Origin of the sequence: Streptomyces sp. NPDC020807 (assembly GCF_040641575.1) — a bacterium.
Lineage (GTDB): Bacteria > Actinomycetota > Actinomycetes > Streptomycetales > Streptomycetaceae > Streptomyces.
The window spans coordinates 126,004-151,482 of sequence record NZ_JBFADU010000008.1 but is presented as its reverse complement, the minus strand read 5'-3'; the positions used below and the strand labels follow the sequence as shown (position 1 = coordinate 151,482).

At 73.0% G+C, this 25,479-nt stretch carries 24 protein-coding genes, 1 tRNA gene and 1 pseudogene; 13 read left to right on the top strand and 13 right to left on the bottom strand.

The features are described 5' to 3' along the window. Nucleotides 1-108 precede the first annotated feature (108 nt). Nucleotides 109-1,938 carry a long-chain fatty acid--CoA ligase gene (locus AB0G79_RS15590; RefSeq protein ID WP_360806299.1) on the bottom strand — a complete coding sequence of 610 codons (1,830 nt, stop codon included), beginning with the start codon at nucleotides 1,936-1,938 and terminating at the stop codon, nucleotides 109-111. Nucleotides 1,939-2,254: 316 nt separating this feature from the next. After that, nucleotides 2,255-3,121, bottom strand: coding sequence for a LysR substrate-binding domain-containing protein (locus tag AB0G79_RS15585; protein WP_360806296.1), 867 nt, complete (start codon nucleotides 3,119-3,121; stop codon nucleotides 2,255-2,257). Nucleotides 3,122-3,261: 140 nt separating this feature from the next. On the opposite strand from AB0G79_RS15585, the gene AB0G79_RS15580 reads away from it, so the two are divergent. The 3 genes from AB0G79_RS15580 (at nucleotide 3,262) to AB0G79_RS15570 (ending at nucleotide 5,354) form a co-directional block, all read left to right on the top strand. Beyond that, on the top strand, nucleotides 3,262-4,293 hold the full coding sequence (locus tag AB0G79_RS15580) for a bile acid:sodium symporter family protein (RefSeq protein ID WP_360806293.1): 1,032 nt from the start codon (nucleotides 3,262-3,264) through the stop codon (nucleotides 4,291-4,293). A 159-nt stretch (nucleotides 4,294-4,452) separates the two neighbouring features. Next, nucleotides 4,453-4,974 (top strand): isochorismatase family protein, encoded by a 522-nt coding sequence (locus AB0G79_RS15575; protein WP_360806290.1) that lies wholly within the window; start codon nucleotides 4,453-4,455, stop codon nucleotides 4,972-4,974. Beyond that, nucleotides 4,971-5,354, top strand: coding sequence for a (2Fe-2S) ferredoxin domain-containing protein (locus AB0G79_RS15570; RefSeq protein ID WP_360806287.1), 384 nt, complete (start codon nucleotides 4,971-4,973; stop codon nucleotides 5,352-5,354). Before AB0G79_RS15575 ends, AB0G79_RS15570 begins: the two co-directional genes overlap by 4 nt. 20 nt (nucleotides 5,355-5,374) lie before the next feature. On the opposite strand, the gene fdhD is transcribed toward AB0G79_RS15570, so the two are convergent. After that, on the bottom strand, nucleotides 5,375-6,220 hold the full coding sequence (fdhD, locus tag AB0G79_RS15565) for a formate dehydrogenase accessory sulfurtransferase FdhD (protein ID WP_360806284.1): 846 nt from the start codon (nucleotides 6,218-6,220) through the stop codon (nucleotides 5,375-5,377). 285 nt (nucleotides 6,221-6,505) lie between these two features. Here fdhD and AB0G79_RS15560 point away from each other — a divergent pair, with 285 nt between their 5' ends. The 4 genes from AB0G79_RS15560 to AB0G79_RS15545 all read left to right on the top strand — a co-directional run bounded on the left by AB0G79_RS15560 (nucleotide 6,506) and on the right by AB0G79_RS15545 (nucleotide 9,268). Continuing rightward, complete coding sequence (locus tag AB0G79_RS15560; protein ID WP_360806281.1) at nucleotides 6,506-7,465, top strand: beta-ketoacyl-ACP synthase III; 960 nt, start codon at nucleotides 6,506-6,508, stop codon at nucleotides 7,463-7,465. Nucleotides 7,466-7,664: 199 nt separating this feature from the next. Continuing rightward, nucleotides 7,665-8,201: a hypothetical protein gene (locus AB0G79_RS15555; RefSeq protein WP_360806278.1), complete on the top strand. Its 537-nt coding sequence runs from the start codon at nucleotides 7,665-7,667 to the stop codon at nucleotides 8,199-8,201. An 86-nt stretch (nucleotides 8,202-8,287) separates the two neighbouring features. Further along, a complete protein-coding gene (locus AB0G79_RS15550; RefSeq protein WP_360806275.1) occupies nucleotides 8,288-8,965 on the top strand; it encodes a class F sortase in 678 nt (225 codons plus the stop codon). 218 nt (nucleotides 8,966-9,183) lie between these two features. After that, nucleotides 9,184-9,268, top strand: a tRNA-Leu gene (locus AB0G79_RS15545). A gap of 74 nt (nucleotides 9,269-9,342) precedes the next feature. On the opposite strand, the gene AB0G79_RS15540 is transcribed toward AB0G79_RS15545, so the two are convergent. The 3 genes from AB0G79_RS15540 to AB0G79_RS15530 are packed head-to-tail and all read right to left on the bottom strand — an operon-like array spanning nucleotide 9,343 to nucleotide 11,053. Then, nucleotides 9,343-10,056 (bottom strand): class I SAM-dependent methyltransferase, encoded by a 714-nt coding sequence (locus tag AB0G79_RS15540; RefSeq protein WP_360806272.1) that lies wholly within the window; start codon nucleotides 10,054-10,056, stop codon nucleotides 9,343-9,345. A 29-nt stretch (nucleotides 10,057-10,085) separates the two neighbouring features. Beyond that, the gene (locus AB0G79_RS15535; protein WP_360806628.1) at nucleotides 10,086-10,547 is read right to left on the bottom strand and encodes a hypothetical protein; all 462 of its coding nucleotides are present in this window, start codon (nucleotides 10,545-10,547) and stop codon (nucleotides 10,086-10,088) included. 2 nt (nucleotides 10,548-10,549) lie between these two features. Beyond that, entirely contained in the window at nucleotides 10,550-11,053 is a 504-nt protein-coding gene (locus AB0G79_RS15530; RefSeq protein ID WP_360806269.1) for an ATP-binding protein, read from the bottom strand. A gap of 215 nt (nucleotides 11,054-11,268) precedes the next feature. On the opposite strand from AB0G79_RS15530, the pseudogene AB0G79_RS15525 reads away from it, so the two are divergent. From AB0G79_RS15525 to AB0G79_RS15515, 3 genes and pseudogenes are all read left to right on the top strand, one after another. Further along, a pseudogene (locus AB0G79_RS15525) lies at nucleotides 11,269-12,138 on the top strand (helix-turn-helix transcriptional regulator). After that, on the top strand, nucleotides 12,139-12,405 hold the full coding sequence (locus AB0G79_RS15520; RefSeq protein ID WP_360806266.1) for a DUF397 domain-containing protein: 267 nt from the start codon (nucleotides 12,139-12,141) through the stop codon (nucleotides 12,403-12,405). A gap of 43 nt (nucleotides 12,406-12,448) precedes the next feature. Continuing rightward, complete coding sequence (locus AB0G79_RS15515) at nucleotides 12,449-13,267, top strand: SAM-dependent methyltransferase (RefSeq protein WP_360806263.1); 819 nt, start codon at nucleotides 12,449-12,451, stop codon at nucleotides 13,265-13,267. 55 nt (nucleotides 13,268-13,322) lie between these two features. Here AB0G79_RS15515 and AB0G79_RS15510 read toward each other — a convergent pair whose 3' ends face one another. Both AB0G79_RS15510 and AB0G79_RS15505 read right to left on the bottom strand, forming a co-directional pair. Continuing rightward, nucleotides 13,323-15,230, bottom strand: a complete 1,908-nt coding sequence (locus AB0G79_RS15510; RefSeq protein WP_360806260.1) for a M64 family metallopeptidase — start codon at nucleotides 15,228-15,230, stop codon at nucleotides 13,323-13,325. A 69-nt stretch (nucleotides 15,231-15,299) separates the two neighbouring features. Further along, on the bottom strand, nucleotides 15,300-16,643 hold the full coding sequence (locus tag AB0G79_RS15505) for a 6-phospho-beta-glucosidase (protein WP_360806257.1): 1,344 nt from the start codon (nucleotides 16,641-16,643) through the stop codon (nucleotides 15,300-15,302). A 31-nt stretch (nucleotides 16,644-16,674) separates the two neighbouring features. Here AB0G79_RS15505 and AB0G79_RS15500 point away from each other — a divergent pair, with 31 nt between their 5' ends. Then, nucleotides 16,675-17,121, top strand: coding sequence for a YchJ family metal-binding protein (locus AB0G79_RS15500; RefSeq protein WP_360806254.1), 447 nt, complete (start codon nucleotides 16,675-16,677; stop codon nucleotides 17,119-17,121). A gap of 39 nt (nucleotides 17,122-17,160) precedes the next feature. On the opposite strand, the gene AB0G79_RS15495 is transcribed toward AB0G79_RS15500, so the two are convergent. The 4 genes from AB0G79_RS15495 to AB0G79_RS15480 all read right to left on the bottom strand — a co-directional run bounded on the left by AB0G79_RS15495 (nucleotide 17,161) and on the right by AB0G79_RS15480 (nucleotide 21,394). Continuing rightward, nucleotides 17,161-19,254, bottom strand: coding sequence for an MDR family MFS transporter (locus AB0G79_RS15495; protein ID WP_360806251.1), 2,094 nt, complete (start codon nucleotides 19,252-19,254; stop codon nucleotides 17,161-17,163). Nucleotides 19,255-19,334: 80 nt separating this feature from the next. Further along, nucleotides 19,335-19,586 carry a hypothetical protein gene (locus AB0G79_RS15490; RefSeq protein ID WP_360806249.1) on the bottom strand — a complete coding sequence of 84 codons (252 nt, stop codon included), beginning with the start codon at nucleotides 19,584-19,586 and terminating at the stop codon, nucleotides 19,335-19,337. Nucleotides 19,587-19,900: 314 nt separating this feature from the next. Continuing rightward, the gene (gene arr, locus AB0G79_RS15485) at nucleotides 19,901-20,323 is read right to left on the bottom strand and encodes an NAD(+)--rifampin ADP-ribosyltransferase (RefSeq protein WP_360806246.1); all 423 of its coding nucleotides are present in this window, start codon (nucleotides 20,321-20,323) and stop codon (nucleotides 19,901-19,903) included. After that, on the bottom strand, nucleotides 20,324-21,394 hold the full coding sequence (locus tag AB0G79_RS15480) for an ATP-dependent DNA ligase (protein ID WP_360806243.1): 1,071 nt from the start codon (nucleotides 21,392-21,394) through the stop codon (nucleotides 20,324-20,326). A 53-nt stretch (nucleotides 21,395-21,447) separates the two neighbouring features. On the opposite strand from AB0G79_RS15480, the gene ligD reads away from it, so the two are divergent. Together ligD and AB0G79_RS15470 are read left to right on the top strand one after the other, a co-directional pair. Beyond that, nucleotides 21,448-22,482, top strand: coding sequence for a non-homologous end-joining DNA ligase (gene ligD, locus AB0G79_RS15475; RefSeq protein WP_360806240.1), 1,035 nt, complete (start codon nucleotides 21,448-21,450; stop codon nucleotides 22,480-22,482). Between the two features lie 102 nt (nucleotides 22,483-22,584). Continuing rightward, entirely contained in the window at nucleotides 22,585-23,487 is a 903-nt protein-coding gene (locus tag AB0G79_RS15470; protein WP_360806237.1) for an alpha/beta hydrolase, read from the top strand. Between the two features lie 32 nt (nucleotides 23,488-23,519). On the opposite strand, the gene AB0G79_RS15465 is transcribed toward AB0G79_RS15470, so the two are convergent. Beyond that, nucleotides 23,520-25,307, bottom strand: coding sequence for a hypothetical protein (locus tag AB0G79_RS15465; RefSeq protein ID WP_360806234.1), 1,788 nt, complete (start codon nucleotides 25,305-25,307; stop codon nucleotides 23,520-23,522). Nucleotides 25,308-25,479 lie beyond the last annotated feature (172 nt).

Sequence of the window (25,479 nt, the reverse complement as noted above, 5' to 3'; positions counted from 1 at the left end):
ATCCGCATTCTGTGACCGAGCTGATGAACCGTCAATAACTGACACAATGTCATTTGATGGCCCGTCAGAAACGTGCGGATCCCCGGCCGGACGAGCCGGTGTCTCGTGTCACTGGTACAGCGCCTCGACCTCCGCCGCGTACGCCCGCTCGATCGCCTTCCGCTTCATCTTCAGCGACGGCGTGAGCAGCCCGTGCTCCTCGCTGAAGGGGTGCGCCAGGATCCGGAAGGTCCGGATGGACTCGGCCTGCGAGACCAGCGTGTTCGCCGCCACGACCCCCCGCCGTATCTCCGTCTCCAGGTCCGGGTCGCGGACCAGCTCCGACGGCGAGAGCGGCGGCCGCCCCTGCATCGCGAGCCAGTGCTCCACCGCCTCCTGGTCGATCGTCACGAGCGCGGCGACGTAGGGCCGGTCGTTGCCGACCACGATGCACTGGGCGATCAGCGGATGCGACCGCACCCGCTCCTCCAGGCGCGCCGGGGCGACGCTCTTGCCGCCCGACGTCACCAGGATCTCCTTCTTCCGCCCGGTCAGCGTCAGATAGCCGTCCGCGTCGAGCGAGCCGAGGTCGCCGGTGGCCAGCCAGCCGTCGTTCAGGACGGCGGCGGTCGCCTCGGGATCGCCCAGGTAGCCCGAGAACACCTGCCCGCCGTGCAGCCACACCTCGCCGTCCTCCGCGATGTGCACGGTCGTACCCGGCACCGGCTGCCCGACCGTCCCGTACTTCGTCCGCTCCGGCGGGTTCGCCGTGGCCGCCGCCGAGGACTCCGTCAGGCCGTACCCCTCGAAGACCGTGATCCCGGCCCCCGCGAAGAACAGCCCCAGCCGGCGCGCCATCGCCGAACCGCCCGACATCGCGTGCCGCATCCGCCCGCCCAGGGCCGCGCGCAGCTTCCCGTACACGGTCTTCTCGAAGAACTGGTGCTGCACCCGCAGCGCGGCCGACGGCCCGGGACCCACCCCGAAGGCCTTCTGCTCCAGCGCCTCCGCGTAGGCGACCGCCACCTCCACGGCCTTGTCGAAGGCCGCCGCCCGCCCCGCCGCCTCGGCCCTGCGCCGTGCCGCGTGGAAGACCTTCTCGAAGACGTACGGGACGGCCAGGACGAAACTCGGCCGGAAGGACGCCAGGTCGGGCAGCAGCTCGGCCGCCGCCATCACCGGCTGGTGCCCCAGCTTCACCCCGCCGCGCACCGCCGCCACCTCGACCATCCGCCCGAAGACGTGCGCGAGCGGCAGGAAGAGCAGTGTCGACGCCTGGTCGCCGGGACGGGACCGGAAGACCGGCTCCCAGCGGCCGATCAGCGTGTCCGCCTCGAACATGAGGTTGGCGTGGGTGATCACACAGCCCTTCGGGCGGCCGGTCGTGCCCGAGGTGTAGATCACGGTCGCGACGGACTCCGGCGTCACCGCCCGCCGGTGCCGCTGCACGACCTCCTCGTCGATGCCGCCCCCGGCCTCCGTCAGCTCGGCCACCGCGCCCGCCCCCGCGTCCAGCTGCCAGAGGCGCTGGAGCCGGGGGAGCCGGTCGATCACCGAGCCGATCGTCATCGCGTGGTCCTCGTGCTCCACCACGCACGCGGTGACCTCGGCGTCGTACAGCATCCAGAAGACCTGCTCGGCGGAGGAGGTCGGGTAGACGGGGACGGGCTGCGCGCCCAGCGTCCACAGCGCGTAGTCGAAGAGCGTCCACTCGTAGCGGGTACGGGACATGATCGCGACCCGGTCCCCGAAGCGCACGCCCTGCGCGACGAGCCCCTTCGCGAGCCCCAGGACCTCGTCCCTGAACACCGCCGCCGTCACGTCCCGCCACGTGCCGTCCGGCCCCTTGCGGCCGAACGCGACCCGCTCGGGATCCGCGAGGGCGTGCTCGAACACGGCGTCCGCCAGACCGCCGACCTGAGGCGCCGCCGCGACCGGCGGCACGCTGAACTCGCGCACTGCCTGCTCCTCCCTCGGGCCTGCCCGCTCGATGGCTGAAAAGGGACCGCTGACGCGCTCCGTACGGCGCGGGTGACGGTACCCCACGGACCTGCCCGGCGGGAGGGCCTTCACCAAGCCGGGACCTTTGGCGTTCGCACAGGTCAGCCCTGGTGAGCAGGGCAAGTCGCCGCCGAGGCGGCCCCGTTGTCGAACGCCCGGCGGGTCCGCCGGGCACGAATCTCCACGGAATCTGTACCGCCTGCCCACGGGCGGACGGGACGGCGCCGGGATGGCCGGTCCTCATGGGGTACGGGGAGGGGGCGCGGCCCGGCCCTCAGCGCGGCCGGTGCAGCCGGTCGCCGCCCACGAGGATCGCCTCCGCGAGCGCGTCCGCCGCCGCCTGCGCCGCCCCGCCGCGACGGCCCCGGAGCAGGACGAAGTCGACCCCGCCGAGATCCGGCAGCCCGGCCCGCGCGGGCACCGGGACGAGACCCGGCGGCACCAGGCCCCGGGTGTGCGCCATCACCCCGAGGCCCGCCCGCGCCGCCGCCACGTTCGCGCTCAGGCTGGAACTCGTACACGCGATCCGCCACGACCTGCCCTCCGCCTGGAGCGCCTCCAGGGCACGCGCGCGCGTGATGCCGGGTGGCGGGAACAGGATCAGCGGCACCGGCCGGTCCGGATCGACGCGCAGCCCCGGCGCCCCGATCCACACGAGCGAGTCCTGCCAGACGAGCCGGCCCCCGCCGTCCTCGCCGCGCCGCTTCGCCAGGATCAGATCGAGCCGCCCGGCCGCAAGCCGCGCCTGGAGCGTCCCGGACAGCTCGACCGTCAGCTCCAGGTCGACCTCCGGGTGCTCGCGCCGGAAGGACTCCAGGATCTCCGGCAGCCGGGTCGTCACGAAGTCCTCCGACGCTCCGAACCGCAGCCGTCCGCGCAGCCGCGTCCCGCCGAAGTGGGCCGCCGCCCGCTCGTGGGCCTGGAGGATCGCCCGCGCGAAGCCGAGCATCGCCTCGCCGTCCTCGGTCAGCTCGACGCTGTGCGTGTCCCGCGAGAAGAGCGGCCGCCCGGTCGCCTCCTCCAGGCGCCGCACGTGCTGGCTGACCGTCGACTGGCGCACTCCGAGCCGCCGCGCGGCCTGCGTGAAGCTCAGCGTCTGGGCCACGGCGAGAAAGGTGCGCAGCTGCGCGGGTTCGTACACGAGGCCGACCCTAAGGGGTCCGCCGGGACGCCACCCGTCATCACGGATCGCGATGACAGTCAGAGTGCTGTACGGGATTCCCGATCACCGCCCGGCGGACCAGGATGGGAGGGCACCCGTACACGACAGAGCTGAAGCCCATGACCCTCCCCGCACCCCGCCGCACCGCCGCCCGCCTCCTGGCGCGGCTCCCCGTCGACGCGTACGTCCTCGCCCTCCTGGGCACGGTCGGCCTCGCCGTGCTCCTCCCCGCCTCCGGCGCCGCCGCGACGGTCGCGGAGGGCGCGTCGAGCGCGGCGGTGGCGCTCCTCTTCTTCCTCTACGGGGCCCGGCTCTCCACCCGCGAGGCGCTCGACGGCCTCCGCCACTGGCGACTCCACCTCACGGTCCTCGCCTGCACCTTCCTCCTCTTCCCCCTCCTCGGGCTCGCCGCGCGGGGCCTCGTACCGGCGGTCCTCACCCCGCAGCTCTACAGCGGACTCCTCTTCCTCTGCCTGGTGCCGTCCACCATCCAGTCCTCGATCGCCTTCACCTCGATCGCGCGCGGAAACGTTCCGGCGGCTATCTGCGCGGGCTCCTTCTCCTCCCTCGCCGGCATCGTCCTCACACCGCTGCTCGCGGCGCTCCTCCTCGGCAACGCGGCGGGCGGCCTCTCCGCCGACTCCCTGCTCAAGATCGTGCTCCAGCTGCTCGTGCCGTTCGTCGCCGGCCAGCTCCTGCGCCGCTGGGTCGGAGGGTTCCTCGTGCGCCACAAGAAGGTCCTCGGCCACGTCGACCGGGGCTCGATCCTCCTCGTCGTGTACACCGCCTTCAGCCAGGGCATGGTGGCAGGCATCTGGCACCTCGTGACCCCGGCCCGCCTCGGCCTGCTCCTCGCCGTGGAGGCGGTGCTGCTCGCGGTGATGCTGGCGTTGACCTGGTACGGCTCGAAGCGGCTCGGCTTCGACCGGGCCGACCGCGTCGCCATCCAGTTCGCGGGCTCGAAGAAGAGCCTGGCGGCGGGGCTGCCGATGGCCAGCGTCCTCTTCGGCGCGCACGCCTCGCTCGCCGTGCTCCCGCTGATGCTGTTCCACCAGATGCAGCTGATGGTCTGCGCGGTGATCGCGAAGCGCAGGTCGCGCGACGCGGACGGTGCGGAGGCCCCCGCGCCCGTACCCGCCCCCACCCCTTAGGCGGATCCCACCCCTCAGGCGCCCCTCAGGCGGATCCCGCCCCTCAGGCGGATCCCACCCCGTAGGCCGGATCCCGCCCCTCAGGCGGATCCCACCCCGTAGGCCGGATCCCGCCCCCACCCGCCCCGCGAAGATCATCGGGACCGCTACGGTGCTCCCATGCCCTCACTCGATCCCGGCCGCACCGCGCTCGTCCTCGTCGACCTGATGGAACGCATCGTCGCGCTGCCCCTCGCCCCCCGCCCCGGCACCGACGTCCTCGCCGCCTCCGCCCGCCTCGCCGACACCTTCCGCGCCGCCGGGGCGCCCGTCGTCCACATCCGGGTCGAGCGGCCGAACGTCGCCGTCCAGCCGCCCGGCAGCGGGCTCGTCCCCGACCTCGTCGACGAGCGGGACGCGGTCGTCGTCAAGCGCACGATCGGCGGCTTCCAGGACACCGGACTCCACGAACTGCTCTCCGCCCGCGGCGCCACGACCCTCGTCATCGGCGGCATCGCCACCAACCTCGGCGTCGAGTCCACCGCCCGCGCGGCCGCCGACCTCGGCTACGACCTCGTCTTCGCCGAGGACGCCATGAGCGCCCTCACCGCCGACGAGCACCGGGCCTCCGTCGACCTCGACTTCCCCCGCCTCGGCACGGTCGCCGCCGCCTCCGCCATCACCCTGGACGGCCCCGAGTGACCCGCGTCCCGATACGGTACGGGGCCCGCCCCTGCTCCCTGGTCGTCTGCCGGGGCTGCTGCTGCGGCGACCCCCGCAAGAACCCCGGCACCGACCACGCCGGCCAGCTCGCCCGCCTCCGCGCCGCCGCCGCGGCCTCCGGAGGCCGCCTCGCGGTCCGCACGAGCGACTGCCTCGGCCCCTGCGCCCAGGCCAACATCGTCGTCGTCCAGCCCTCCACCGAGGGCCGGCGGCGCGGCGGGCGGGCGGCGTGGATCGGCTTCACCGCGGACGACGACTGCCTCGACGACATCCTCGCGTGGACGGAGGCGGGCGGCCCCGGCATCGCCGAACCCCCGGCGACCCTCACCCTCCAGATGATCGACCCCCCGAAGAACTGACCCACGGACCGCCCGGAGGCCTACGCGTCGCCGGAGGCCTCCACGTCGATCCGGTGCTCGCCCGCGTACACGTTCATGTCGGCCCCGCGCAGGAAGCCGACCAGCGTCAGCCCCGTCTCCGCGGCCAGGTCGACGGCGAGCGAGGAGGGCGCGGAGACGGCCGCGAGCACCGGGATCCCGGCCATCACGGCCTTCTGCGCCAGCTCGAACGAGGCCCGCCCCGAGACGAGCAGCACCGCGCGCTCCAGCGGCAGCCGCCCCTCCGTCAGCGCCCGCCCGACGAGCTTGTCCACCGCGTTGTGCCGGCCCACGTCCTCCCGTACGTCGAGGAGCTCGCCGTCCTCCGAGAAGAGCGCCGCCGCGTGCAGCCCGCCGGTCGAGTCGAAGACCTTCTGCGCGGCCCGCAGCCGCCCGGGCAGCTCGGACAGGAGCGCGGGCGTGAGGCGTACGGGGGGAGCGTCGGCGATCGGGAAACGGGCCGTGGTGCGCACCGCGTCCAGACTGGCCTTGCCGCAGAGCCCGCACGAGGAGGTCGTGTAGACGTTCCGCTCCAGGGAGATGTCGGGCACGCTCACACCGGGCGCGAGCTGCACGTCGACCACGTTGTACGTGTTCCGGCCGTCGTCCGTGGCCCCTGCGCAGTACACGATGTTCCGCACGTCGGAGGCGGCGGCGAGGACGCCCTCGCTGACCAGGAAGCCGACGGCGAGCGCGAAGTCGTCGCCGGGAGTGCGCATGGTGACGGCGATCGGCCGGCCGTTCAGCCGGATCTCCATCGGCTCCTCGGCGACGAGGGTGTCGGGCCGGGAACCCACCGCGGCACCGCGGATCCGTATGACTCGCCGCCGTTCGGTGACCCGTCCCATCGTGATCGCACCCCTTCCTCTCACGTGCCGCGTACCTCCTGCGTACCGCGGACCGCGTCTCGTGTGGCGGCGTGCGCCCGCGAAACCGCGACGGAGCCGACCCTGGCACCGCCATTCTCCGTCACGACCCGCGGCCCGCTCCCACCCCGTCCTCACCTGCGGCCTTGTCACGGTCGGCCAAGCGATACGGGGGAATGTTGGCGGTTTACGTCAGGGGTTACCCATCAGTCGCTGGCAAGACTGGGGGGTCCTGCCGGATGTACGAACCACCGAGGGGGTCCCGGTATGACGGGCACTCGCATCGCCGCGCTCGGGCACTACCAGCCCGCCAAGGTGCTCACCAACCACGACCTCGCGAAGCTGGTCGACACCGACGACGCGTGGATCACCAGCCGGGTCGGCATCCAGACCCGGCACGTCGCGGGCCCCGACGAGCCCGTCGACGAGCTCGCCGCGCACGCCGCCGGCAAGGCGCTGGCCGCCGCCGGACTCACCCCGGACGACATCGACCTCGTCCTCGTCGCCACCTCCACCGCGATCGACCGCTCGCCGAACACGGCCGCCCGCGTCGCCGCCCGCCTCGGCATGACCTCGTCGCCCGCGACGATGGACCTCAACGTGGTCTGCGCGGGCTTCACGCACGCCCTCGCCACCGCCGACCACGCGGTACGCGCCGGGGGCGCGCGCCGGGCCCTGGTCATCGGCGCCGACAAGATGACCGACGTCTGCGACTGGACCGACCGCACCACGTGCGTGCTCGTCGGCGACGGGGCGGGCGCGGCGATCGTCGAGGCCGTCGACGACGCGGAGGCCGGGGACGTGCCCGGCATCGGCCCGGTCCTGTGGGGCTCGGTCCCGGAGATGGGCAACGCCGTCCGCATCGAGGGCTCCCCGCCGGTCTTCGCCCAGGAGGGCCAGTCCGTCTACCGCTGGGCGACCCAGCAGCTCCCGGCGCTCGCCCGCAAGGCCTGCGAGCGGTCCGGCATCGCCCCCGAGGAGCTCGCGGGCGTCGTCCTGCACCAGGCGAACCTGCGGATCATCGAGCCGCTCGCCGCGAAGATCGGCGCGGTCAACGCGATCGTCGCCCGGGACGTCGTCGACTCCGGAAACACCTCGGCGGCCTCGATCCCGCTGGCCCTGGCCAAGCTCGTGGAGCGCGGCGAACTGCCCTCCGGCTCGCCGGTGCTGCTCTTCGGCTTCGGCGGCAACCTCTCCTACGCGGGCCAGGTCGTCCGCGTTCCGTAGCCCCCGTCCCGGGGGGACCGTAGTCCCCCCTTCCCCGGGGGACCGCCGAACGGGGGTCGCGCACCGCCCGTGCCCCGTTCGGCGGAGCCCGGTGGCGGGTTGCCGGGGGCGGACCTAGCTTCGATCGCGGTGAGGGTCGTCCAGCACAGGGCGCGGAATCGCTCCGCCTCCGCACCCTCGCGTGATCCGGAGGTCCGCCATGCGCGCGATACGTGCCGCTTCCGCCGCCCTGCTCTCGGCCGCGGCCCTGGGTCTCGCCGTCGCGCCCTCGGCCCTCGCGGACGGGAACGAGGGGTACGCCGGGAACGAGGGGAACGTCACCTCCTTCGGCTTCGCGGTCACGCCCGTGACGGTCGTCGCCGGCGGCACCGTCACCCTCACCTCCGACGGCTGCTCGGTGCCGTCCGTGACGGTCTCCTCCGGCGTCTTCGAGTCGGTCACGCTCGTCGAGGGCCGCTCGGGCACCGCGACCGTCGACGTCGACGCCGTGGCGGGCGCCCGCCACGAGATCACCTTCGACTGCAAGGGCGAGCGCGGCACGGCGGTCCTCACCATCGCCGGCCCGCCCGCCAAGCAGGGCGCCCACAAGGGCGTGAAGGCCGGTTACGGCTCCCAGGCGGCCGCCTCCGACGAGGGCCTGGGCGCCACCCAGCTGGTCACCGGAGTCCTCCTCATCGCCGGAGCCCTCGGCGCCGCCGTCGTCCTCACCCGCCGCCGAGCGGCCGGCGGCTCCTGAAACGGCCCCTCCGCCCCGGTGTGACGAGGTCCGGGACGGAGGGGCACCAGGCGGGGAAGACCGGACGAGGACGGGGAGGGCCAGGGGTGGAGGGGACGAGCGACGCGGGCCGGCGCGGCGCGTGGGGCCTGGTGGTCGTGGTCCTCCTCATAGGCATCCACCTGACACGCGGAGGGGCCCAGGACCTGCGGGCCGAGGGCCCACCGCAACCCGCGGCGGTGGCGGCCCCCGGCACCACCCCCACCCCCCGAGCAACCGTCACCAACGCACTCACCCCCACCACCCCCGGCCCCACCGTCGCCTCCCTCCCCACCTCCCCGCCCACCCGCGTCCGCGCGTCCGCCGTCCGCATCGACGCCCCGCTGACGGCGGTCGGCCTGGACCGGGAGGGCTGGATCGAGCCCCCGCCACCGGAGGACGAGGACCTGGCGGGCTGGTTCACCGGCGCGGTCACCCCCGGCGAACAGGGCACGGCGGTCGTCGTCGGCCACGTGGACACCCCGACGGGCCGCGCGGTCTTCTACGAGCTCGGCTCCCTGGCCGTGGGCCACCGCGTGGAGATAGACCGCCGCGACGGCCGCACCGCCGTCTTCGCCGTGTACGGCGTCGAGGTCGTCCCGAAGGACGACTTCCCCGCCGACCGCCTCTACGCCGCCTCAGGCCGCCCCGAACTCCGCCTCATCACCTGCGGCGGAACCTTCACCCGCGCCCACGGCTACGAGGGCAACGTCGTCGTCTCGGCCCGCCTGGTCGAGGTCCGCTGACCGGCCCCGACCTGACGGACTCAGCCCGACGACTGGCCCGGACATGCCGGACACCGACAGAGTTGCCCCCACGGAGCCGGCGTCGGGGGGCGTCGAGCTCCCTCGGCCCACCGGGTCCCGAGGGCCTGACCACGGAAAACGTTGGTGAAGGGCAACTCAAACCCCTGGTAGAGTTATCTCTGTCGCCGCGGGGGAAACCCCGAAACGACAATCACCTGGTCCGGGTGGCGGAATGGCAGACGCGCTAGCTTGAGGTGCTAGTGCCCTTTATCGGGCGTGGGGGTTCAAGTCCCCCCTCGGACACCGAAGAGAAGTGCCGGTCGATCTCATGTCGACCGGCACTTCTCGTTTTTCTCCCGCTCTTCTGTTTCCCCTGCTCAGAGGGGCTTCCGGGCGACGACCAGGCGGCAGTGGGGGCTGCCGTCCTCGCGGTGGCCGAGGGAGGTGACGGGGGTCAGGGACACCTCGAAGCCGGCGTCGTGGAGGCGGGTGCGGACGTCCGCGAGGCGGAAGGTCCGGTAGTACATGACGAAGCGGGGGCGCCAGACCGCGTTGCGGACGCGCATGGCGGCGTCGAAGGCCCAGAGCGTCCAGTAGGGGCGGGAGCCGACGCGGGGCGGGGCCGGCAGGGGGAAGGCGAAGGTGCCGCCGGGGCGGAGGGCGGCGTGGACCTGGGTGAAGAGCGTGCGCTGCTCGTCCGGTTCGAAGTGGCCGAAGGCGCCGAAGCTGACCGCCAGGTCGAAGGCGGGCGCGAAGGGGAGGGCCAGGGCGTCGGCGCGGACGAGGGCGGCCTCCGGGTGCGCCGCACGGGCCCGGGCCAGCATGCCCGTACTGAAGTCGACGCCGACGGTCCGGCCCGCGCACACCGAGCGGAGCACGCCGAGGCCCGCGCCGGTGCCGCAGCAGACGTCGAGGCCCGAGTCGAAGGGGCCGAGCTCCTCCAGGGTGTCGGCCACGGCGGTGAGCAGCCGGTCCGAGGTGCGGAAGGGCGTCGCGTCGAATGAGTCGGCGAGCAGGTCGTAGCCGTGCTCCACCGAGGAGAGGGCCTGGACGGTCAGTTCGCGGAGGCTGGGTCCCTGCGGGGTGAACATGGTCCGAGGGTATGCCGGGAGGGGCGTCCTCAGGTGGCGGAACGCACCGGGGACGACGCCGACCAGGCCGGGGCGATGCCGGTCAGCTGGCAGACCAGCAGGTAGAGGGGGATCGGCGGCGTGTACGGGGACGTGCCGTCGGGCTGGTGGACCAGGCGCGGGCCGCGGTCGGGGACCTCGGCGCCGGGGGCGTAGCAGGCGGGCAGCGGCCAGGTGAGGTCCTGGTCGGAGCCGGCGGGGACCAGCCACCACCACCAGTCGGAGTCGGCGTAGACGCAGCCGTTGGCGGGGAGCCGGGAGAGGACCTTGAAGCCGAAGCGGGCCGGGACGCCGACGGCGTCGAAACCCAGGCCGGTGCGCAGGCCCACCGGGACCGGGAGGCGGGTGGCCTGGAGGAGGGAGGGGCGCGGGGCCGCGGCGCCTCGCTGGCGGGGGACCGAGGGGGACTCGTACGGCCTGCGGGCCGACCGGGGCGTCAGCAGGGTGGTCAGCCTCAACACGGCCCCCCCGTGCCGTGGGCCAGCTCGGCCCAGACGACCTGCGCGGTGCCGTGCCCGGTGCGGTCGGCGCCCCACGCCGTGCACAGCGCGTCGACGATGAGGAGTCCGCGGCCGCGCTCCTCCTCCCCGCAGTCCCGCATCCTCGGGTCCGCCGGGCCGCCCTCGTCCCGTACGGATATGCGCAGGGTGTCCTCGTCCTCGCGGAGCTCGCAGACCACCCGGCCGCTCGCGGTGTGCACGACGGCGTTGGTGACGAGCTCGGAGACGACGAGCGCGACCGTGTCACGTATCTCGGGGCCGCAGCCCCAGAGGATCAGCCGGTCCTCGGCGAGGCGGCGTGCCCGGGAGACCGAGGCGGTCTGGGCGGGGAGCTCGAAGGCGAACCGGCGCACGGCGTCGCGCAGGGGACCGGCGGGGGAACCCGCCCGCAGCGGAGGTCGCTGGGCCGTGACCCGAGGGCTCATGAGACCTGAGGGCTGCGCGTTACCAGAAGCCACGACCGGTTCCTCACAACAGTGGGCAGGACTGCCGTACGGCGCGGCCTCCGGAGGCGCGGTGGCGCGCGGAGGCAGCGTGTACTGGTTCACCGGAACACTGTCCTCCTGCCGCGGACACTTGGCAAGGGGCACTCTGGAAATTGCAGAGTGCGCTGTTCTCTCTGGCCCGGCTTCATGGCACACTCGTCGCAACAGCGCGTCGGGGAGGTCTGAGAGTGAGCGAGCCGCGGTCCGCCCCCACGGTGGGACAGGTCGTCCTCGGCCGTCGTCTCCAGGACCTGCGCGAACGCGCGGGCCTGAAGCGCGAGGAGGCCGCCAAGGTCCTCCGCGTCGCCCCGGCCACCGTCCGCCGCATGGAGACCGCCGAAGTCGCGCTGAAGATCCCGTACGTACAGCTCCTGCTCAAGGAGTACGGGATCACCGACGCCGAGGCGGAGGCCTTCGTCGCGCTCGCGGAGGAGGCCAACCTCCCCGGCTGGTGGCAGCGGTTCCACGACGTGCTGCCCGGCTGGTTCTCCATGTACGTCAGCCTGGAGGGGGCCGCGAGCCTCATCCGGTCCTACGAACCCCAGTTCGTCCCGGGTCTGTTCCAGACCGAGGACTACGCCCGCGCCATCCTGCGCAGCGGAGCGGTCGGCGGCAGTGTCGGGGACGCCGAGTACGTCGAACGTCACGTGGCCCTGCGGATGGAGCGCCAGTCCCTGCTGACCAGGTAGGACGCGCCCAGGATGTGGGTCATCATGGACGAGACGGTCCTCCGTCGACCCGTCGGTGACGGGCCTCAGGTAATGCGCGACCAGCTCGACCGGCTGCTCGAAGCGTCCGAGTCGCCGAACGTCACCCTGCAGCTCGCGGAGTTCGCGTCCGGCCACCATCCCGGAACCTACGGACCGTTCGTCCTCTTCCGCTTCGCCATGCCCGAACTCCCGGACATGGTCTACAGCGAGTACCTGACCGGCGCCGTCTACCTCGACGCGCGCCCCGAGGTGGCAGCCCACCTGGAGGTCATGGACCGCATGGCGGCTCAGGCCGCGACTGCACAACGCACGAAGGAGATCCTCCGGGATCTCCGCAAGGAGCTGTGAATGGATCGCATATACAACGGCATGCCCGCCGCTGAGCTCGGTGCCGAAGGCTGGCACAAGCCCTGGAGCGGCGGGAACGGGGGCAACTGCGTGGAGGCCATGAAGCTGGCCGACGGCAGGGTCGCCGTGCGACAGTCCGCAGACCCTGAAGGACCCGCGCTCATCTACACCCACGGGGAGATCGAAGCCTTCATCGAAGGGGCCAAATCAGGTCAGGCTGACTTTCTCCTCACCCGACCCTTCCGCCCCAGCCCTACCGTCGCGTAACTCTTGTTGTAGCGCCACCCGTTCGACCCGACCAGGAGAGCCGATGACCCAGGACCCCGCAGCCTCGCGCGGCGAGCTACGCATCGACACCAGCAAGCCGCACCCGGCGCGCATGTACGACTGGTTCCTGGGCGGCAAGGACAACTATCCCGTCGACGAGGAGATGGCCCGCCAGCTCCTCACCGTCGACGCGCGCGGCCGGGACATGGCCCGGGTCAACCGCGCCTTCATGCACCGCGCCATCCGCTGGCTCAGCGCCCAGGGCGTCCGCCAGTACCTCGACGTCGGCACCGGGATCCCGACCGAGCCCAACCTGCACCAGATCGCGCAGGGGGCCGCGCCGGAGTCCCGGATCGTCTACTGCGACAACGACCCCATCGTGCTCGCCCACGCGGCCGCCCTGCTGCGCTCGACCCCCGAGGGGGCCACCGAGTACATCCAGGCGGACGCCCGCGACCCGGAGACCATCCTCGAAAGGGCCGGAAAGGTCCTTGATTTCGACCAGCCCATCGCCCTGTCGATGCTGGCCCTGCTCCACTTCCTGGGTGACGAGGACGGCGCCCACGACATCGTCGCCAAGCTCGTCGACCAGCTCGCCCCCGGCAGCTACCTCGTCCTCTCCCAGGTCACCGGCGACTTCGACCCGGAGGGCGCGGCGAAGGCCGTCGGCATGTACAAGGCCCGTGGCCTGACGCTGCGGCCCCGCTCCCGTGACGAGCTGGCCGCCTTCTTCGACGGCCTCGAGCTCGTCGAGCCCGGCATCGCGCTCACCGCCGAGTGGCGGCCCGAGCTCGGGGATCCGGTGGCGGTCCAGGGCGACGACCCGATCCCGGGGTGGGCCGCCGTGGCCCGCAAGGTCTGACCGAGAACCGCGTGAAGGGGCCCGCCGACCTCGTGTCGGCGGGCTCCTTCGTTCCTCACGGCCTCAGGAGCGTGACCTTGAAGCTCCGTGCCGGGCCCACGTTGCCGGCCGGGTCGATCGTGCGGTACTCGATCGTGTGCGTGCCGTACTCCGGGGTCGCGTCGTCCCACGGCACCGCCCGGTTCCGGCCCAGCTTCCCGTACACGAGGTCGTCGATCACGGTCCCGCCCGGCGTGAAGCGGAAGGGCGCCCCGGCGTCCGTCGGCCAGCCGTAGTAGGTGTACCAGCCGTCGCCGTCCACGCGGAACTGGTTGACCACGGCGCCCTGTTGGTCGTCCCTGGCGGTGAGCCGCATGGTGAACGGGCCGTCGTAGACGTACTCGACGGGCTGCCCCGGGGCGCTCACCGTCCGCAGCGGTGTGGACAGCGTGTACGAGGACGGGGCCGGCCGGGCGTCGACCGTCCAGGTCACCTCCTCGGCCGTGCCCGCGATCCGCGCCGTCAGGGTGTGCGTACGGGGCGAGAGGCGGAGCGAACCGAGGTGCAGGTCGCGGTCGTTGAGGTCGGGCAGGGTGAGGGGCGTGCCGTCGAGGGACCACCGCACGGCCGGGGTGCCCGCCGCCGGGTGGGTGGTGTCCGCGTGGACGACGCTCCGGGCGCCGACCGGGGAGGCGGTGGAGGTGTGGCCGGTGAACACGGGCCGGGTCGGTTCCTCCGGGCCGGTGGTGAGCGCGGTGTTCACCTTCCACTCGACGGTACGGGTGAGGGCCGGCGAGGCGCGGATCGCCGGGTCGCGGACGAAGGGCGTCGGGTCCGTGACGGTCGCCGTCAGGGTGTGCGGGCCGGGTGAGACGTCGGCCTCCCGCAGGTCCACCGTGCGCGCGCCGCGCGTCGGCAGGGGAGTACCGTCCAGCCGCCAGGTGACGTCGAGCGGGCCGCCGAGCGGGTGCAGGGTGTCCACCCAGACGGTCCGGTCGCGGCCGATGGGCGAGGAGTTCGGCGTGTGCGCCTGGACCAGGTCGACCTTGGCGGAGATCGCCCGGGTCATCACCTCGCGCTCGACCTGGTCGAAGGCGTAGCCGAGGGTCTTCATCTGGGAGTGGCGGCTCGGGCGCCAGACGCCCTTCGTGCTGTAGAGCCCGCCCTCGTACCGGCCGATGACGCCGCCGGCCTCGCTCTTCTCGCCGAGCCAGCGCCACCACTTCGCCTGCCGTTCCCGCATCTGCCGTTCCGTCAGGAGGGTGTGGTGGACCGAGTCCGGCTCCTCCCCGGAGTACGTGCCGCCCGGCACGCCGCGCGCGTAGTAGTCGTACTCGTCCTGGAGGCCGCCGAGCGAATGGCCTATCTCGTGCGGGGTGATGAGCGCGGAGAGCGCGTTGCCGCCCGAAGCCGTCGCGTAACTCCCGCCCGCACCGCCGTAGGTGGAGCTGTGGGCGAGCGCGACGATCTGCCGGTTGGCGCGGCTCGTGCCGGGGACGAGGTCGGCGAGGGCGCCGGCCTTCGCGCTGTCGACGGTGAGCAGCCGCCGTACGCTCTGCGGGTCGCAGCCGCCCCAGAAGCCCATGTCGAGCACGGTGTCGCGGTCCGGTGAGCCGAGGTCGGGGTCGCAGTCCACACCGGACTCGGCCGAAGGGGCCTCCACCGCCCACACGTTGACGTAACTGCGGTACGAGGCGAACGGCTCGATGCTCCACAGCGTGCTCAGGTGCCGTTCCAGGTCGGCGCGGAAGGCCGGCATCTCGGCCGCCGTGTAGCCGTCTCCCATGAAGACCAGGTTGAACCGCCGCTCGGCGGGGCCGGTCGTCTGGACGGGGACGACGGCGGGCCCGCCCTCGGGGCCGCCGCCCGGCGTCGGCGACCCGGCGGCCGCAGGCCCCGCTCCGACGAGCCCGGCGGCCAGAAGGCACCCCGCGAGGAGTCGGGCCACCCCTCTCCGTGTTCCCTTGCGGCGCTGTGAGGTCATGGGGCGCGAGCCTAGGCCGCGCCCCCCGCCCCGTAAAGACGTTCGCCGGGCGTACACCTCGGGGACGGTTCAGCGGCGCAGGTACGCCAGGCCGGGGTGCTCCGCCGTGTAGTTGTCCACCAGGCGGCGGGCCACCGCCACCGAGTCCACGAGCGGGTGCAGCGCGAACGCCTTCACCGCCGTCGCCCGCGAACCGCTCTCCACCGCCGCGAGCACCTCGCGCTCCACCGCCTTCACCGAGGTCACGAGGCCCACGGCGTGACCGGGGAGCGGGGACACCGACACCGGGTGGGCGCCGTTCGCGTCCACCAGGCACGGCACCTCGATCACCGCGTCCGCGTCGAGCACGGAGAGCGTCGCACCGTTGCGGACGTTGAGGACGAGAGTGGCCCGCTCGTCGCGGGCGATGGCCCGCATGAGGGCGAGCGCCACCTTCTCGTAGCCCCCGGACTCCAGGTCCTCCTCGTCGCGTTCGCCGATCCCCGCCGCCTCCCGGTTCGCGGCCATGTACGTGGCCTCGCGGTCGGCGAGCGTCTCGTGCCAGGTCGCGAGGGCGGGCGTGTCCGGCTTCGCCATGCGCGCGTAGAAACCGGCCTGCTGGTCGCGCAGGTACGCGCCGCGCGTGCGCTCGGCGGTCCGGTAGGCGTGCACGGCCTCACGGTTGAAGTAGTAGTAGTGCAGGTACTCGTTGGGGATCGAGCCGAGCGAGCGGAGCCACTCCGGGCCGAAGAGCCGCCCCTCCTCGAAGGAGCCGAGGGCCTCGTCGTCGGCGAGCAGCCGCGGCAGCTCGTCCCGGCCGCCGATCCTCAACCCCCGCAGCCAGCCCAGGTGGTTGAGGCCGACGTAGTCGATCCACGCCTCGTCGGGGTGCGCGCCGAGCATGCGGGCGACGCGGCGGCCGAGGCCCACGGGGGAGTCGCAGATGCCGACGACCCGGTTCCCGAGGATCCGGGACATGGCCTCGGTGACGAGCCCTGCCGGGTTGGTGAAGTTGATGACCCAGGCTTCCGGGGCGAGTTCGGCGACCCGGCGCGCGATCCGCTCCGCGACCGGAACGGTCCGCAGGCCGTACGCGATCCCGCCCGCGCCGACCGTCTCCTGGCCGAGCACCCCCTCGGCGAGCGCGATCCGCTCGTCGGCCGCCCGTCCTTCCAGACCGCCGACGCGGATCGCGGAGAACACGAAGTCGGCTCCGCGCAGCGCCTCGTCCAGATTCGTCGTCGCCGTCACCCCGGGCGCGTCGGGAACGCCCTCGCCCTGCTCCAGGAGGACCCGGGCGACGGCCGAGAGCCGGCCCTCGTCGAGGTCGTGCAGGGTGACGTGCGTGACCCGCCCCTCGGCGTGGTCGCCGAGCAGCGCGCCGTACACCAGCGGCACCCGGAATCCGCCGCCTCCGAGAATCGTCAGTTTCATGGTCGTACGCTACTCGGGAGACAATGACCGCATGTCACGACGGAAGACCCGCCCCCGTACGTCCGCCGCTTCCGCCGCCCCGGCGGTGACGGCGGAGTCCCCCTGCCCCTGCGGCCTGGACGCCGTCTACGGCGCCTGCTGCGGCCGCTTCCACAGCGGTGCGGCGGGTACGGCTCCGACGGCGGAGCTGCTGATGCGCTCCCGCTACAGCGCCTTCGTCGTCCGCGACGAGGCCTACCTGCTGCGCACCTGGGCGCCGGAGACCCGTCCGAAGGACGTCGACTTCGATCCGGCGATGCGCTGGACCGGTCTGGAGGTCCAGGGGGCCACCGACGGCACCGCCTTCCACCAGCACGGCACCGTCACCTTCACCGCGACCTACGTCCACGACGGCGAACCGGGCGCCCTCCGCGAGCGGAGCCGGTTCGCGCGCCACGACGGTGCGTGGGTGTACGTGGACGGGGACTTCGCGGAGTAGGCGGAGCACGGGGGCCTGTCGGGCGCCCGCCGAACGGGCCTACCGGGCGCCCGCCGACACCGTCTCCCGGTGAGCCGGGAGCCCGTTCGCGAGGTCCTCGGCGACGACCTTCTTCGCGATGGCGTCCACCGCGACCCGCAGCTCCGGTCCACTCGGCCGTCCCTGCTCCCGCTCGACGCGGTCGGCGAGCCAGTCGCCCCACGCGTCGGTGATGGTCCGCGCCTCCCGCTCGCCCGCCGGGGTGTGCGAGAAGAGGTGTCCCTCCCGGGTGAGGAAGCCCTCGTCGACCATGCGGTCGAAGACCGGGACGAGGACCTCCGGCGGGAGCCGCCGGGTGGCCGCGATGAGACCGAGGCTCGCGTGCCCGACCGTACGGGTGTGCAGCTCGACCTGCATGACCGCCCAGGCGCCCGCGATGTCGAGCCGCGTGTCGGAGCCGTAGACGATCTTCCGGGCGGTGTCGAGGTCGACGCGGCGCATGAGGCGGCCGACGGCCAGTTCGAGGAGCTTCGCCGAGTCGCCGGCGGAGGTGGGGGAGGCGAAGCCCTCGCCCATGTCGCCGGCGCCGGCGCGGGCCGTGTCGCGCAGGGCCACCTGCTTGAGGAAGAGGGCCACGACGAAGCCGACGGCGGCGACGGGCACCGTCCAGAGGAAGACGGTCTGGAGGGTTTCCGCGTAGGCGTCGACGATCGGCACGGCGACCTGTTCCGGCAGGCCGTGGACGCCGGCCGGGCTCTGGGCGGCCTGGGCGATCCCCTTCGGGTCGATGCCGAGGCTGCTCGCGACCGCGGCCGCCTCGCCTACGCCGGCCGTGAGGTTGGGCTTCAGGGAGTTGGCGTAGATGGTGCCGAAGACGGCCGTGCCGAAGGCGCTGCCGAGCGTACGGAAGAAGGTGACGCCCGAGGTGGCCGTGCCGAGGTCGGCGTAGTCGACGGTGTTCTGCACGGCGATGGTGAGGACCTGCATGCACAGGCCGATGCCGATGCCGAGGACGAACATGTAGAGCGACTCGAGCCAGGTGCTGGTGTCCGTCCCCATCAGGGAGAGCAGGTAGAGCCCGATGCCCATGACGAAGGAACCGACGATCGGGAAGATCCGGTACTGGCCCGTCTTGCTGACGACGTTGCCGCTGTAGATGGAGGCGATGAGCAGGCCGATGACCATGGGCAGGGTCCGGAAGCCGGACATCGTCGCCGAGTCCCCGTCGACGTACTGGAGGTAGGTCGGCAGGAAGGTCATCGCGCCGAGCATCGCGAAGCCGACGACGAAGCTCAGGACGGAGCAGACGGTGAAGACCGGGTTGGAGAACAGCCGCATGGGCAGCATGGGTTCGGCAGCCCGGGTCTCCACCCAGCAGAAGAGGCCGAGGGCGACGAAGCCGCCGACGAAGAGCCCGATGATGACGGGCGAGCTCCACGCGTACTCGTTGCCGCCCCAACTCGTCGCCAGGATGAGGGCGCTGGCTCCGGCCGCGACGAACGCGATGCCGAGGTAGTCGATCACCGGCCGGCTGGTGGAGCGCACGGAGGGGATCGTGCGGGCGGCGGCGAAGACGACCAGGATCGCGATGGGGACGTTCACGTAGAACGCCCAGCGCCAGCTGAGGTGGTCGGTGAACAGACCGCCGAGCAGCGGGCCGATGACGGTCGAGACGCCGAAGACGGCACCGATCGCGCCCTGGTACTTGCCCCGCTCGCGCAGCGGGATGACGTCGGCGATGAGCGCCATCGACGTCACCATGAGGCCGCCGGCGCCGATGCCCTGGACGCCGCGCCAGACGATCAGCAGCGTCATGTTCGTCGCGAGCCCGCAGAGGAACGAGCCGGTGATGAAGACGACGGCGGAGATCTGGAAGATCAGCTTGCGGCCGAAGAGGTCGCCGAACTTGCCCACGAGGGCGGTCGAGACCGTCTCGGCGAGCAGATAGGCGGTGACCACCCACGACATGTGCGCGGCGCCGCCCAGGTCGGACACGATCGTGGGCAGGGCGGTGCCCACGATCGTCTGGTCGAGGGCGGCCAGAAGGACACCCAGCATGATCGTCCCGAAGACGATGTTGCGGCGGCGGCCGTCGAGGACGGGTGGCTCGTTGGCGGCCGGGGGCGCGGGCGCTGCGTCGCTGGTCGTGGTCACGTTCGCAGCGTCACACCGCGCCCGCGCTCACGCATGCGGGGGACGGCCGAACAGGTGTACCCAGCCCCGCGCCGGTGGCGTCAGGGCCGGACGGGCAGCTGCGGGTGGTGCTTGGCGAGGATCTTGTTGGCCCGCGCCAGGGCGGCGAGCGCGTGCTCGCGGTCCGCCCGGTCCTCCGCGCAGAGCGGCCCGCGGAACCGGTACACCTCGCGCGCCGCCCAGTCCGCGTCCACTTCGGCCTGGAGGACGTGGAGCGGCAGACAGGAGCCGATGAGCGCGGCCACGCTGTCGGGGATCGGGACGGGGACGAGGGGGGAAGGCGAGGCGATCACGGGTCAGTCCTAGTCGGTGCGGAAGGGTGGGGGAAGGGCTCGGGAGCCCTCTTCCCTTCCATACGTACCGGATGGCGGGGTCGGTTCCGGTACGCCTCCGGGGTCCGCGGACGCCGACGGCGCGCCGCACGGCCCGCCCGCCCGGGGCCCGCCGGGGCATTCCCGCAGGTACGAGGGGCGGGCCCGCGGCGCCGTGGCCCGGCCCGGGTCGAAGGTGATCTTCCTTTGCGGGCAGGGGAGTTCGCCGAATGTGTGGCATCTCACTTCTCGGTGCGGCGACTTCCGGACAGGGGGAACCTGTGCTGCGTGCCCGCTCAGTTGATGATCTCGGCGTCCTCGTCCCGGAGGAGCGTGGACAGCCGCTCGCGCCACGTCCGGCGCGCCTCGGGAGTGAGCCGCGCCCAGTCGGTGACCTCGCCCACGATCCTGAGGGGTTCCCTGCTGCGGTAGGAGCGCGTGGGGTTGCCGGGGAACTTCTTGTCGGTCACGTTGGGGTCGTCCTCGAACGCCCCCGTCGGCTCGACCAGGTAGACGCGCGGTTCCCCCCGGCCGTCCGCGAGGACCTGCGCGAGTTCGGCGGCCAGTCCCGCGCCGTCCCGGAGCGCGGTGAAGTAGACGTGGTTCATGACGATCTCCGGCCGGTACCGGGAGGGGTGGCCGGCGGTGAGGTGGTCCCCGATCCGCAGGTCGGCCGTCGTCCCGTGGAAGAACGGTCCCGTTTCCGTCGCGCGGTCCATCTATCCTCCGCCCCTCGTGAGCACGTCGTCGAGGTCGTAGCCTACGACCTCCTCCAGCTGCCCGTACGTGCAGCTCTCCGGCGTCCGGTCCGGCCGCCACCGCTTGAACTGGGCCGTGTGCCGGAAGCGGTCGCCCTCCATGTGGTCGTACCCCACCTCGCAGACCCGCTCGGGCCGGAGCGCCACCCACGACAGGTCCTTCTTCCCCGACCAGCGGCTCGGCGCGCCCGGCAGCCGTGCCCCCTCGTGCGCCGACCCGTCCGTCCACGCGGCCCACGGATGCCCGTCCGGCGGGTCCGTCCGCAGCGGTTCGAGCTCCTCGACGAGCTCGGCCCGCCGGGCGGCGGTGAAGGCCGCGCACACGCCGACGTGCTGCAGGACGCCCCCGTCGTCGTACAGGCCGAGGAGGAGCGAACCGACGACCGGCCCGCTCTTGTGGAAGCGGTACCCGGCCACGACCACGTCGGCCGTCCGCTCGTGCTTGATCTTGTACATGAGCCGGGCGTCCGGCCGGTACGGCAGGTCGAGCGGCTTCGCGACGACCCCGTCGAGACCCGCGCCCTCGTACTGCTCGAACCAGCGGGCGGCGAGCTCGGGGTCCCGGGTCGCGGGCGCGAGGTGGAGCGGCGCGTCGACCCCGTCGAGCAGCTCCTCCAGCGCGGCCCGTCGCTGGCCCAGCGGCACGTCGAGCAGCGACAGGTCCCCGAGGGCGAGCAGGTCGAAGGCGACGAACCGCGACGGCGTGGTCTCCGCGAGCATGCGGACCCGGGACGCGGCCGGGTGGATGCGCTCGGTCAGCCGGTCGAAGTCGAGCCGGCCGTCGTGCGCGATCACGATCTCGCCGTCGACCACGCACCGCTCCGGCAGCCGGGCGAGGAGCGCCTCCGCGAGCTCGGGGAAGTACCGGGTGAGCGGCTTGCCCGTACGGCTGCCGATGACCAGCTCGGGCCCGTCCCGATGGACGATCGCCCGGAAGCCGTCCCACTTCGCCTCGTACTGCATGCCGGGCGGGATCTTCTTCACGGCCTTGGCGAGCATCGGCTTCACGGGCGGCATCACCGGCAGGTCCATGGGGTTGATTGTCCGGTATGCGCGAGTTGTCGGCGAACCCTAGGCTGACCGGCATGGCAGGCAAGGCACCAGCGGTGGAACTCGAAGTCGACGGTCGGGCCGTACGCGTCTCGAACCCCGACAAGGTCTACTTCCCCGAACCCGGCTACACCAAGATGGACCTCGTCCGGTACTACCTGGCCGTCGGGGGCGGCGTCACCCGCGCCCTGCGGAACCGCCCCACCACCCTGGAGCGCTACCCCGACGGCGTGACCGGCGAGTCCTTCTTCCAGAAGCGCGCCCCGAAGTACCTGCCCGACTGGATCCCGACCGCCCGCATCACGTTCCCCAGCGGCCGTTCGGCCGACGAGATGTGCCCGACCGAGCCCGCCGCCGTCCTCTGGGCCGCCAACCTCGGCGCCGTCACCTTCCACCCCTGGCCCGTCCGCCGCGAGGACACCGACCACCCCGACGAACTCCGCATCGACCTCGACCCCCAGCCCGGCACCGACTACGCCGACGCCGTCCGCGCCGCCCACGAGCTGCGCGCGGTCCTCGACGAGCACGGGCTGCGCGGCTGGCCCAAGACCTCGGGCGGCCGGGGCCTCCACGTCTTCGTGCCGATCCTCCCCGAATGGACCTTCACCCAGGTCAGGCGGGCGGCGATCGCCTGCGGGCGGGAGCTGGAGCGGCGGATGCCGGAGCAGGTGACGACCAGGTGGTGGAAGGAGGAGCGCGGCGAGCGGATCTTCGTCGACTACAACCAGACGGCCCGCGACCGGACCATCGCCTCCGCCTACTCCGTACGGCCCAGGGCGCACGCGCCGGTGTCGGCGCCGCTGCGGTGGGACGAGATCGACGAGGCCGTGCCGCAGGACTTCGACATCAGGACCATGCCGGTCCGGTACGCCGAACTCGGCGACGTGCACGCCGACATGGACGACGAGCGGTTCCGCCTTGACTCGCTGCTCGAACTGGCGCGCCGGGACGAGGCCGAGCACGGGCTCGGTGACCTGCCGTATCCGCCGGAGTACCCGAAGATGCCGGGCGAGCCGAAGCGGGTGCAGCCGAGCCGCGCGAAGAAGGAGAAGGAGAAAGAGGGGGACTAGGCGGGGCGGGGAGGTGCGGCGGGCTCTGCCTCTTCCTCATGAAACAACACGAACGGTCGTGCTAGTATTTTCGCGTATCCAGGACGACCGAGGAGATCCGGCATGCATCCGATGGCTCCGCTCATCCGTACCGGCCTGAACGCCGCCGCCCACCTCGCCCCCGGCGCCGCCGGACGCCGGGCCTTCGGCCTCTTCGTCCGCCCGCTCGGCCGGGCCCGCCTCAAGCCCGCCGAGGCCGAGCTGTTCGCCTCGGCGCGCACCGAGCGCCTCCAGGTGCGGGGCAAGGAGGTCGTCACGTACGCCTGGGGCGACGGGCGGCGGCCCGTGCTCCTCGTCCACGGCTGGTCCTCGCGCGCCTCGCGCCTCACCGCCTTCGTCGAGGCGCTGCTCGCGCGCGGCTACAGCCCCGTCGCCTTCGACGCCCCCGGCCACGGCGAGTCAGGAGGCGAGGCGAGCAACATCGTCGAATACCGCGAGATCATCCGGGAGTTGCACGCCCGGCACGCGCAGCACACCCGCGACGGCGGCTTCGAGGCGGTCATCGCCCACTCGTTCGGCGTCCTCGCCGCCCTCTTCTCGCTCCGCGACGGGCTCCGCACCACCCGCTTCGTCGGCCTCGGCGGCGTCGGCTCCTTCGACATGCTCCTCGCGGGCTTCCGGACCCAACTCCCCGTCAGCGAACTGGTGGTGCGGCGGATGCGGGAGTACGTCGAAGGCGTCCTCGCCCCGGACGAGCCCGGCATCTGGGACCGCTTCGGCGCCGACGCCGACCCGGACGGACTCGGCGCCCCCGTCCTGCTCTTCCACGACGAGGACGACGACATGGTGCCGCTCGCGCAGGCGCGGTTCCTCGCCCGGGTGTACGGCGACGAGGCCCGGCTCGTCGTCACGCGGGGCCTCGGTCATCGACGCATCCTCGACGACCCCGAAGTCGTGCGCGAGGCCGTCGAGTTCGCGACCGTCGGCTCCCTCGGTCCGAAGATGCCGACGGCCGCCGCTCGCTAGGGGGTGTCACCCGCCGGCGCTCGCCAGGGGTGTCATCCCACCGGTGTGGTGATCGCGGCCGTGTTGTTCGCCGGTCGCGGGTCGGGCGTCTCGCTCGTCGCCGAGACGACGTGCGTGACGGACTCGGCCGTCCGGACCTTCACCGCGATCTTGACCGTGGCGGCGCCGCCCCGCGGCAGGCTCCCGAAGGAGCAGGTCACGGTGTCCGTCGTACCCGTCGGCGGGGTGTCGCAGTTGCCGACGGAGGGGGACGCGGAGACGTAGCGGACCGTGGTCGGCAGGTGGTCGGTGAGGACCACGTCCGCCGCCGCCGTCGGGCCGTAGTTGTGGACCCGCACGGTGTAGGTGAGGGTGCCGCCGTTCGCCACCGGCTCGGGGGTCGCCGAGACCGAGGTCGCCAGGTCGGCCAATGGCCGGGACACGGCGATGGTGTGGCGGTCGCCCGCCGCGATCGACGTGACGCCTTCGAGGAAGCGGGTGCAGGGCGCCACCGAACCCGGCGCGCAGACCCGGACCGGAGTCTTGCGGAACTCCTTCGTGCCGTCGCCGAGTTGCCCGTCGTCGTTGAACCCCCAGGCGCGGACCGATCCGTCCTCGCGCAGGGCGACGCTGTGGCCGCCGGAGATGCCCGCGGCGACCGCCGTGACGCCGGTCAGGAAACCGGAACATCCCCCCGGGGCGCAGACCCTGACCGGTGCCGGGCGAGGGGTGAGAGTGCCGTCGCCGAGCCGTCCGGCGGAGTTGTTGCCCCAGGCGAGGACCGTGCCGTCGGTGCGGGCGGCCAGGGTGTGGTCGGAGCCCGCGGCCACCGACTTCACGCCCGTCAGCTCCGCCGAGCACGGTGCGGTCAGCCCGACGTCGCACACGAGGGCGGGCAGGGCTGTCTGCGCGTTGCTGCCGTGGCCGACGGCGGGACCCACGCCCCAGCCGTACGCGGATCCGTCGGAGGTGGCCGCCACGCTGTGGAACGTCCCGGCGGCCACCGAGGTGGCGCCGTACAGGCCCAGCACGTTCACCGGGACCGGCCTCGGCATGGTGGTCCCGTCGCCGAGCTGCCCGTTGCCGTTGTAGCCCCAGGAGACGACGGAGCCGTCGGCGCGCAGGGCCAGGGTGTGCTGATAGCCCGCGCCGAGTGCGGTGACGTTGGACAGGTAGGCGGTACAGGGCGCGATCGCGAACGGCTCGCACACCCGTCCCGGCGACGGCTGGGACCCGGCATCGGTGCCGTTGCCGAGGCGGCCGACGAGTGCCGAGCCCCAGGAGACGACCGTCCCGTCGCTCAGCAGCGCGAGGCTGTGCAGATCGCCGACCGCGACGGAGACGACCCCCTTCAGGAACGAGGCGCAGGGCGCGGGCTCGTCGACCGCGCAGACGCGGACCGGCGTGGTGCGGCTCGTGGAGGTTCCGTCGCCCAGCTGTCCGGATTCGTTGTTGCCCCAGCTCAGGACGGTCCCGTCCGCCAGGAGCGCGATGCTGTGACCGTCACCGGCCGCGACCTGCACCACGTTGCCCTGCGGCACGGTGCAGACGGCGTTCCCGCAGACCCGCCCCGGGACCGCGGCGGACCCGGCGGTGTTGCCGTCGCCCAGCTGGCCACGGTAGTTGCTGCCCCAGGTGAGGACCGTGCCCGCGACGCCCGGACGGATGTCGAGCCCGCCCGCGCCGTCGGCGTGCGCGGGGGAGGGGCCCGACAGGCCGAAGCCGGGCAGGACGAGAGCGGTGGCGGTGGCGAGTGCGGTGACCAGGGCGGCCATGACGGCACGTGGTCTTCGGGGTGCGGCTCTGCGGCGGGCGCCGGGCGGGGAGTCCGGGACGGACATGCGCGCTCCTCTCGGGGGTGGGCCGGACCGGTGGCGGGCGTGCCGAGGGTTCCGGCCGACGCGCCCACCATGGGGGCGCGCCCGGTCCCGTACGCGTGAGCGACACCGGGCGGTCACTCGAACAGTCACCCGACCGGATCCGGGTGGACCGCCCGGGGTGCGCGGGGCGCGG

Bases quoted from the DNA above. Each gene is read 5' to 3' on its own strand.
- AB0G79_RS15580 (WP_360806293.1), top strand. From the start codon at position 3,262: ATGACCCTCCCCGCACCCCGCCGCACCGCCGCCCGCCTCCTGGCGCGG.
- AB0G79_RS15470 (WP_360806237.1), top strand. From the start codon at position 22,585: ATGCATCCGATGGCTCCGCTCATCCGTACCGGCCTGAACGCCGCCGCC.
- AB0G79_RS15540 (WP_360806272.1), bottom strand. From the start codon at position 10,056: ATGTTCACCCCGCAGGGACCCAGCCTCCGCGAACTGACCGTCCAGGCC.
- AB0G79_RS15505 (WP_360806257.1), bottom strand. From the start codon at position 16,643: ATGAAACTGACGATTCTCGGAGGCGGCGGATTCCGGGTGCCGCTGGTG.
- AB0G79_RS15500 (WP_360806254.1), top strand. From the start codon at position 16,675: ATGTCACGACGGAAGACCCGCCCCCGTACGTCCGCCGCTTCCGCCGCC.
- AB0G79_RS15555 (WP_360806278.1), top strand. From the start codon at position 7,665: ATGCGCGCGATACGTGCCGCTTCCGCCGCCCTGCTCTCGGCCGCGGCC.
- AB0G79_RS15510 (WP_360806260.1), bottom strand. From the start codon at position 15,230: ATGACCTCACAGCGCCGCAAGGGAACACGGAGAGGGGTGGCCCGACTC.
- AB0G79_RS15560 (WP_360806281.1), top strand. From the start codon at position 6,506: ATGACGGGCACTCGCATCGCCGCGCTCGGGCACTACCAGCCCGCCAAG.
- AB0G79_RS15465 (WP_360806234.1), bottom strand. From the start codon at position 25,307: ATGTCCGTCCCGGACTCCCCGCCCGGCGCCCGCCGCAGAGCCGCACCC.
- ligD (WP_360806240.1), top strand. From the start codon at position 21,448: ATGGCAGGCAAGGCACCAGCGGTGGAACTCGAAGTCGACGGTCGGGCC.
- AB0G79_RS15515 (WP_360806263.1), top strand. From the start codon at position 12,449: ATGACCCAGGACCCCGCAGCCTCGCGCGGCGAGCTACGCATCGACACC.
- fdhD (WP_360806284.1), bottom strand. From the start codon at position 6,220: ATGGGACGGGTCACCGAACGGCGGCGAGTCATACGGATCCGCGGTGCC.
- AB0G79_RS15520 (WP_360806266.1), top strand. From the start codon at position 12,139: ATGGATCGCATATACAACGGCATGCCCGCCGCTGAGCTCGGTGCCGAA.
- arr (WP_360806246.1), bottom strand. From the start codon at position 20,323: ATGGACCGCGCGACGGAAACGGGACCGTTCTTCCACGGGACGACGGCC.
- AB0G79_RS15575 (WP_360806290.1), top strand. From the start codon at position 4,453: ATGCCCTCACTCGATCCCGGCCGCACCGCGCTCGTCCTCGTCGACCTG.
- AB0G79_RS15480 (WP_360806243.1), bottom strand. From the start codon at position 21,394: ATGGACCTGCCGGTGATGCCGCCCGTGAAGCCGATGCTCGCCAAGGCC.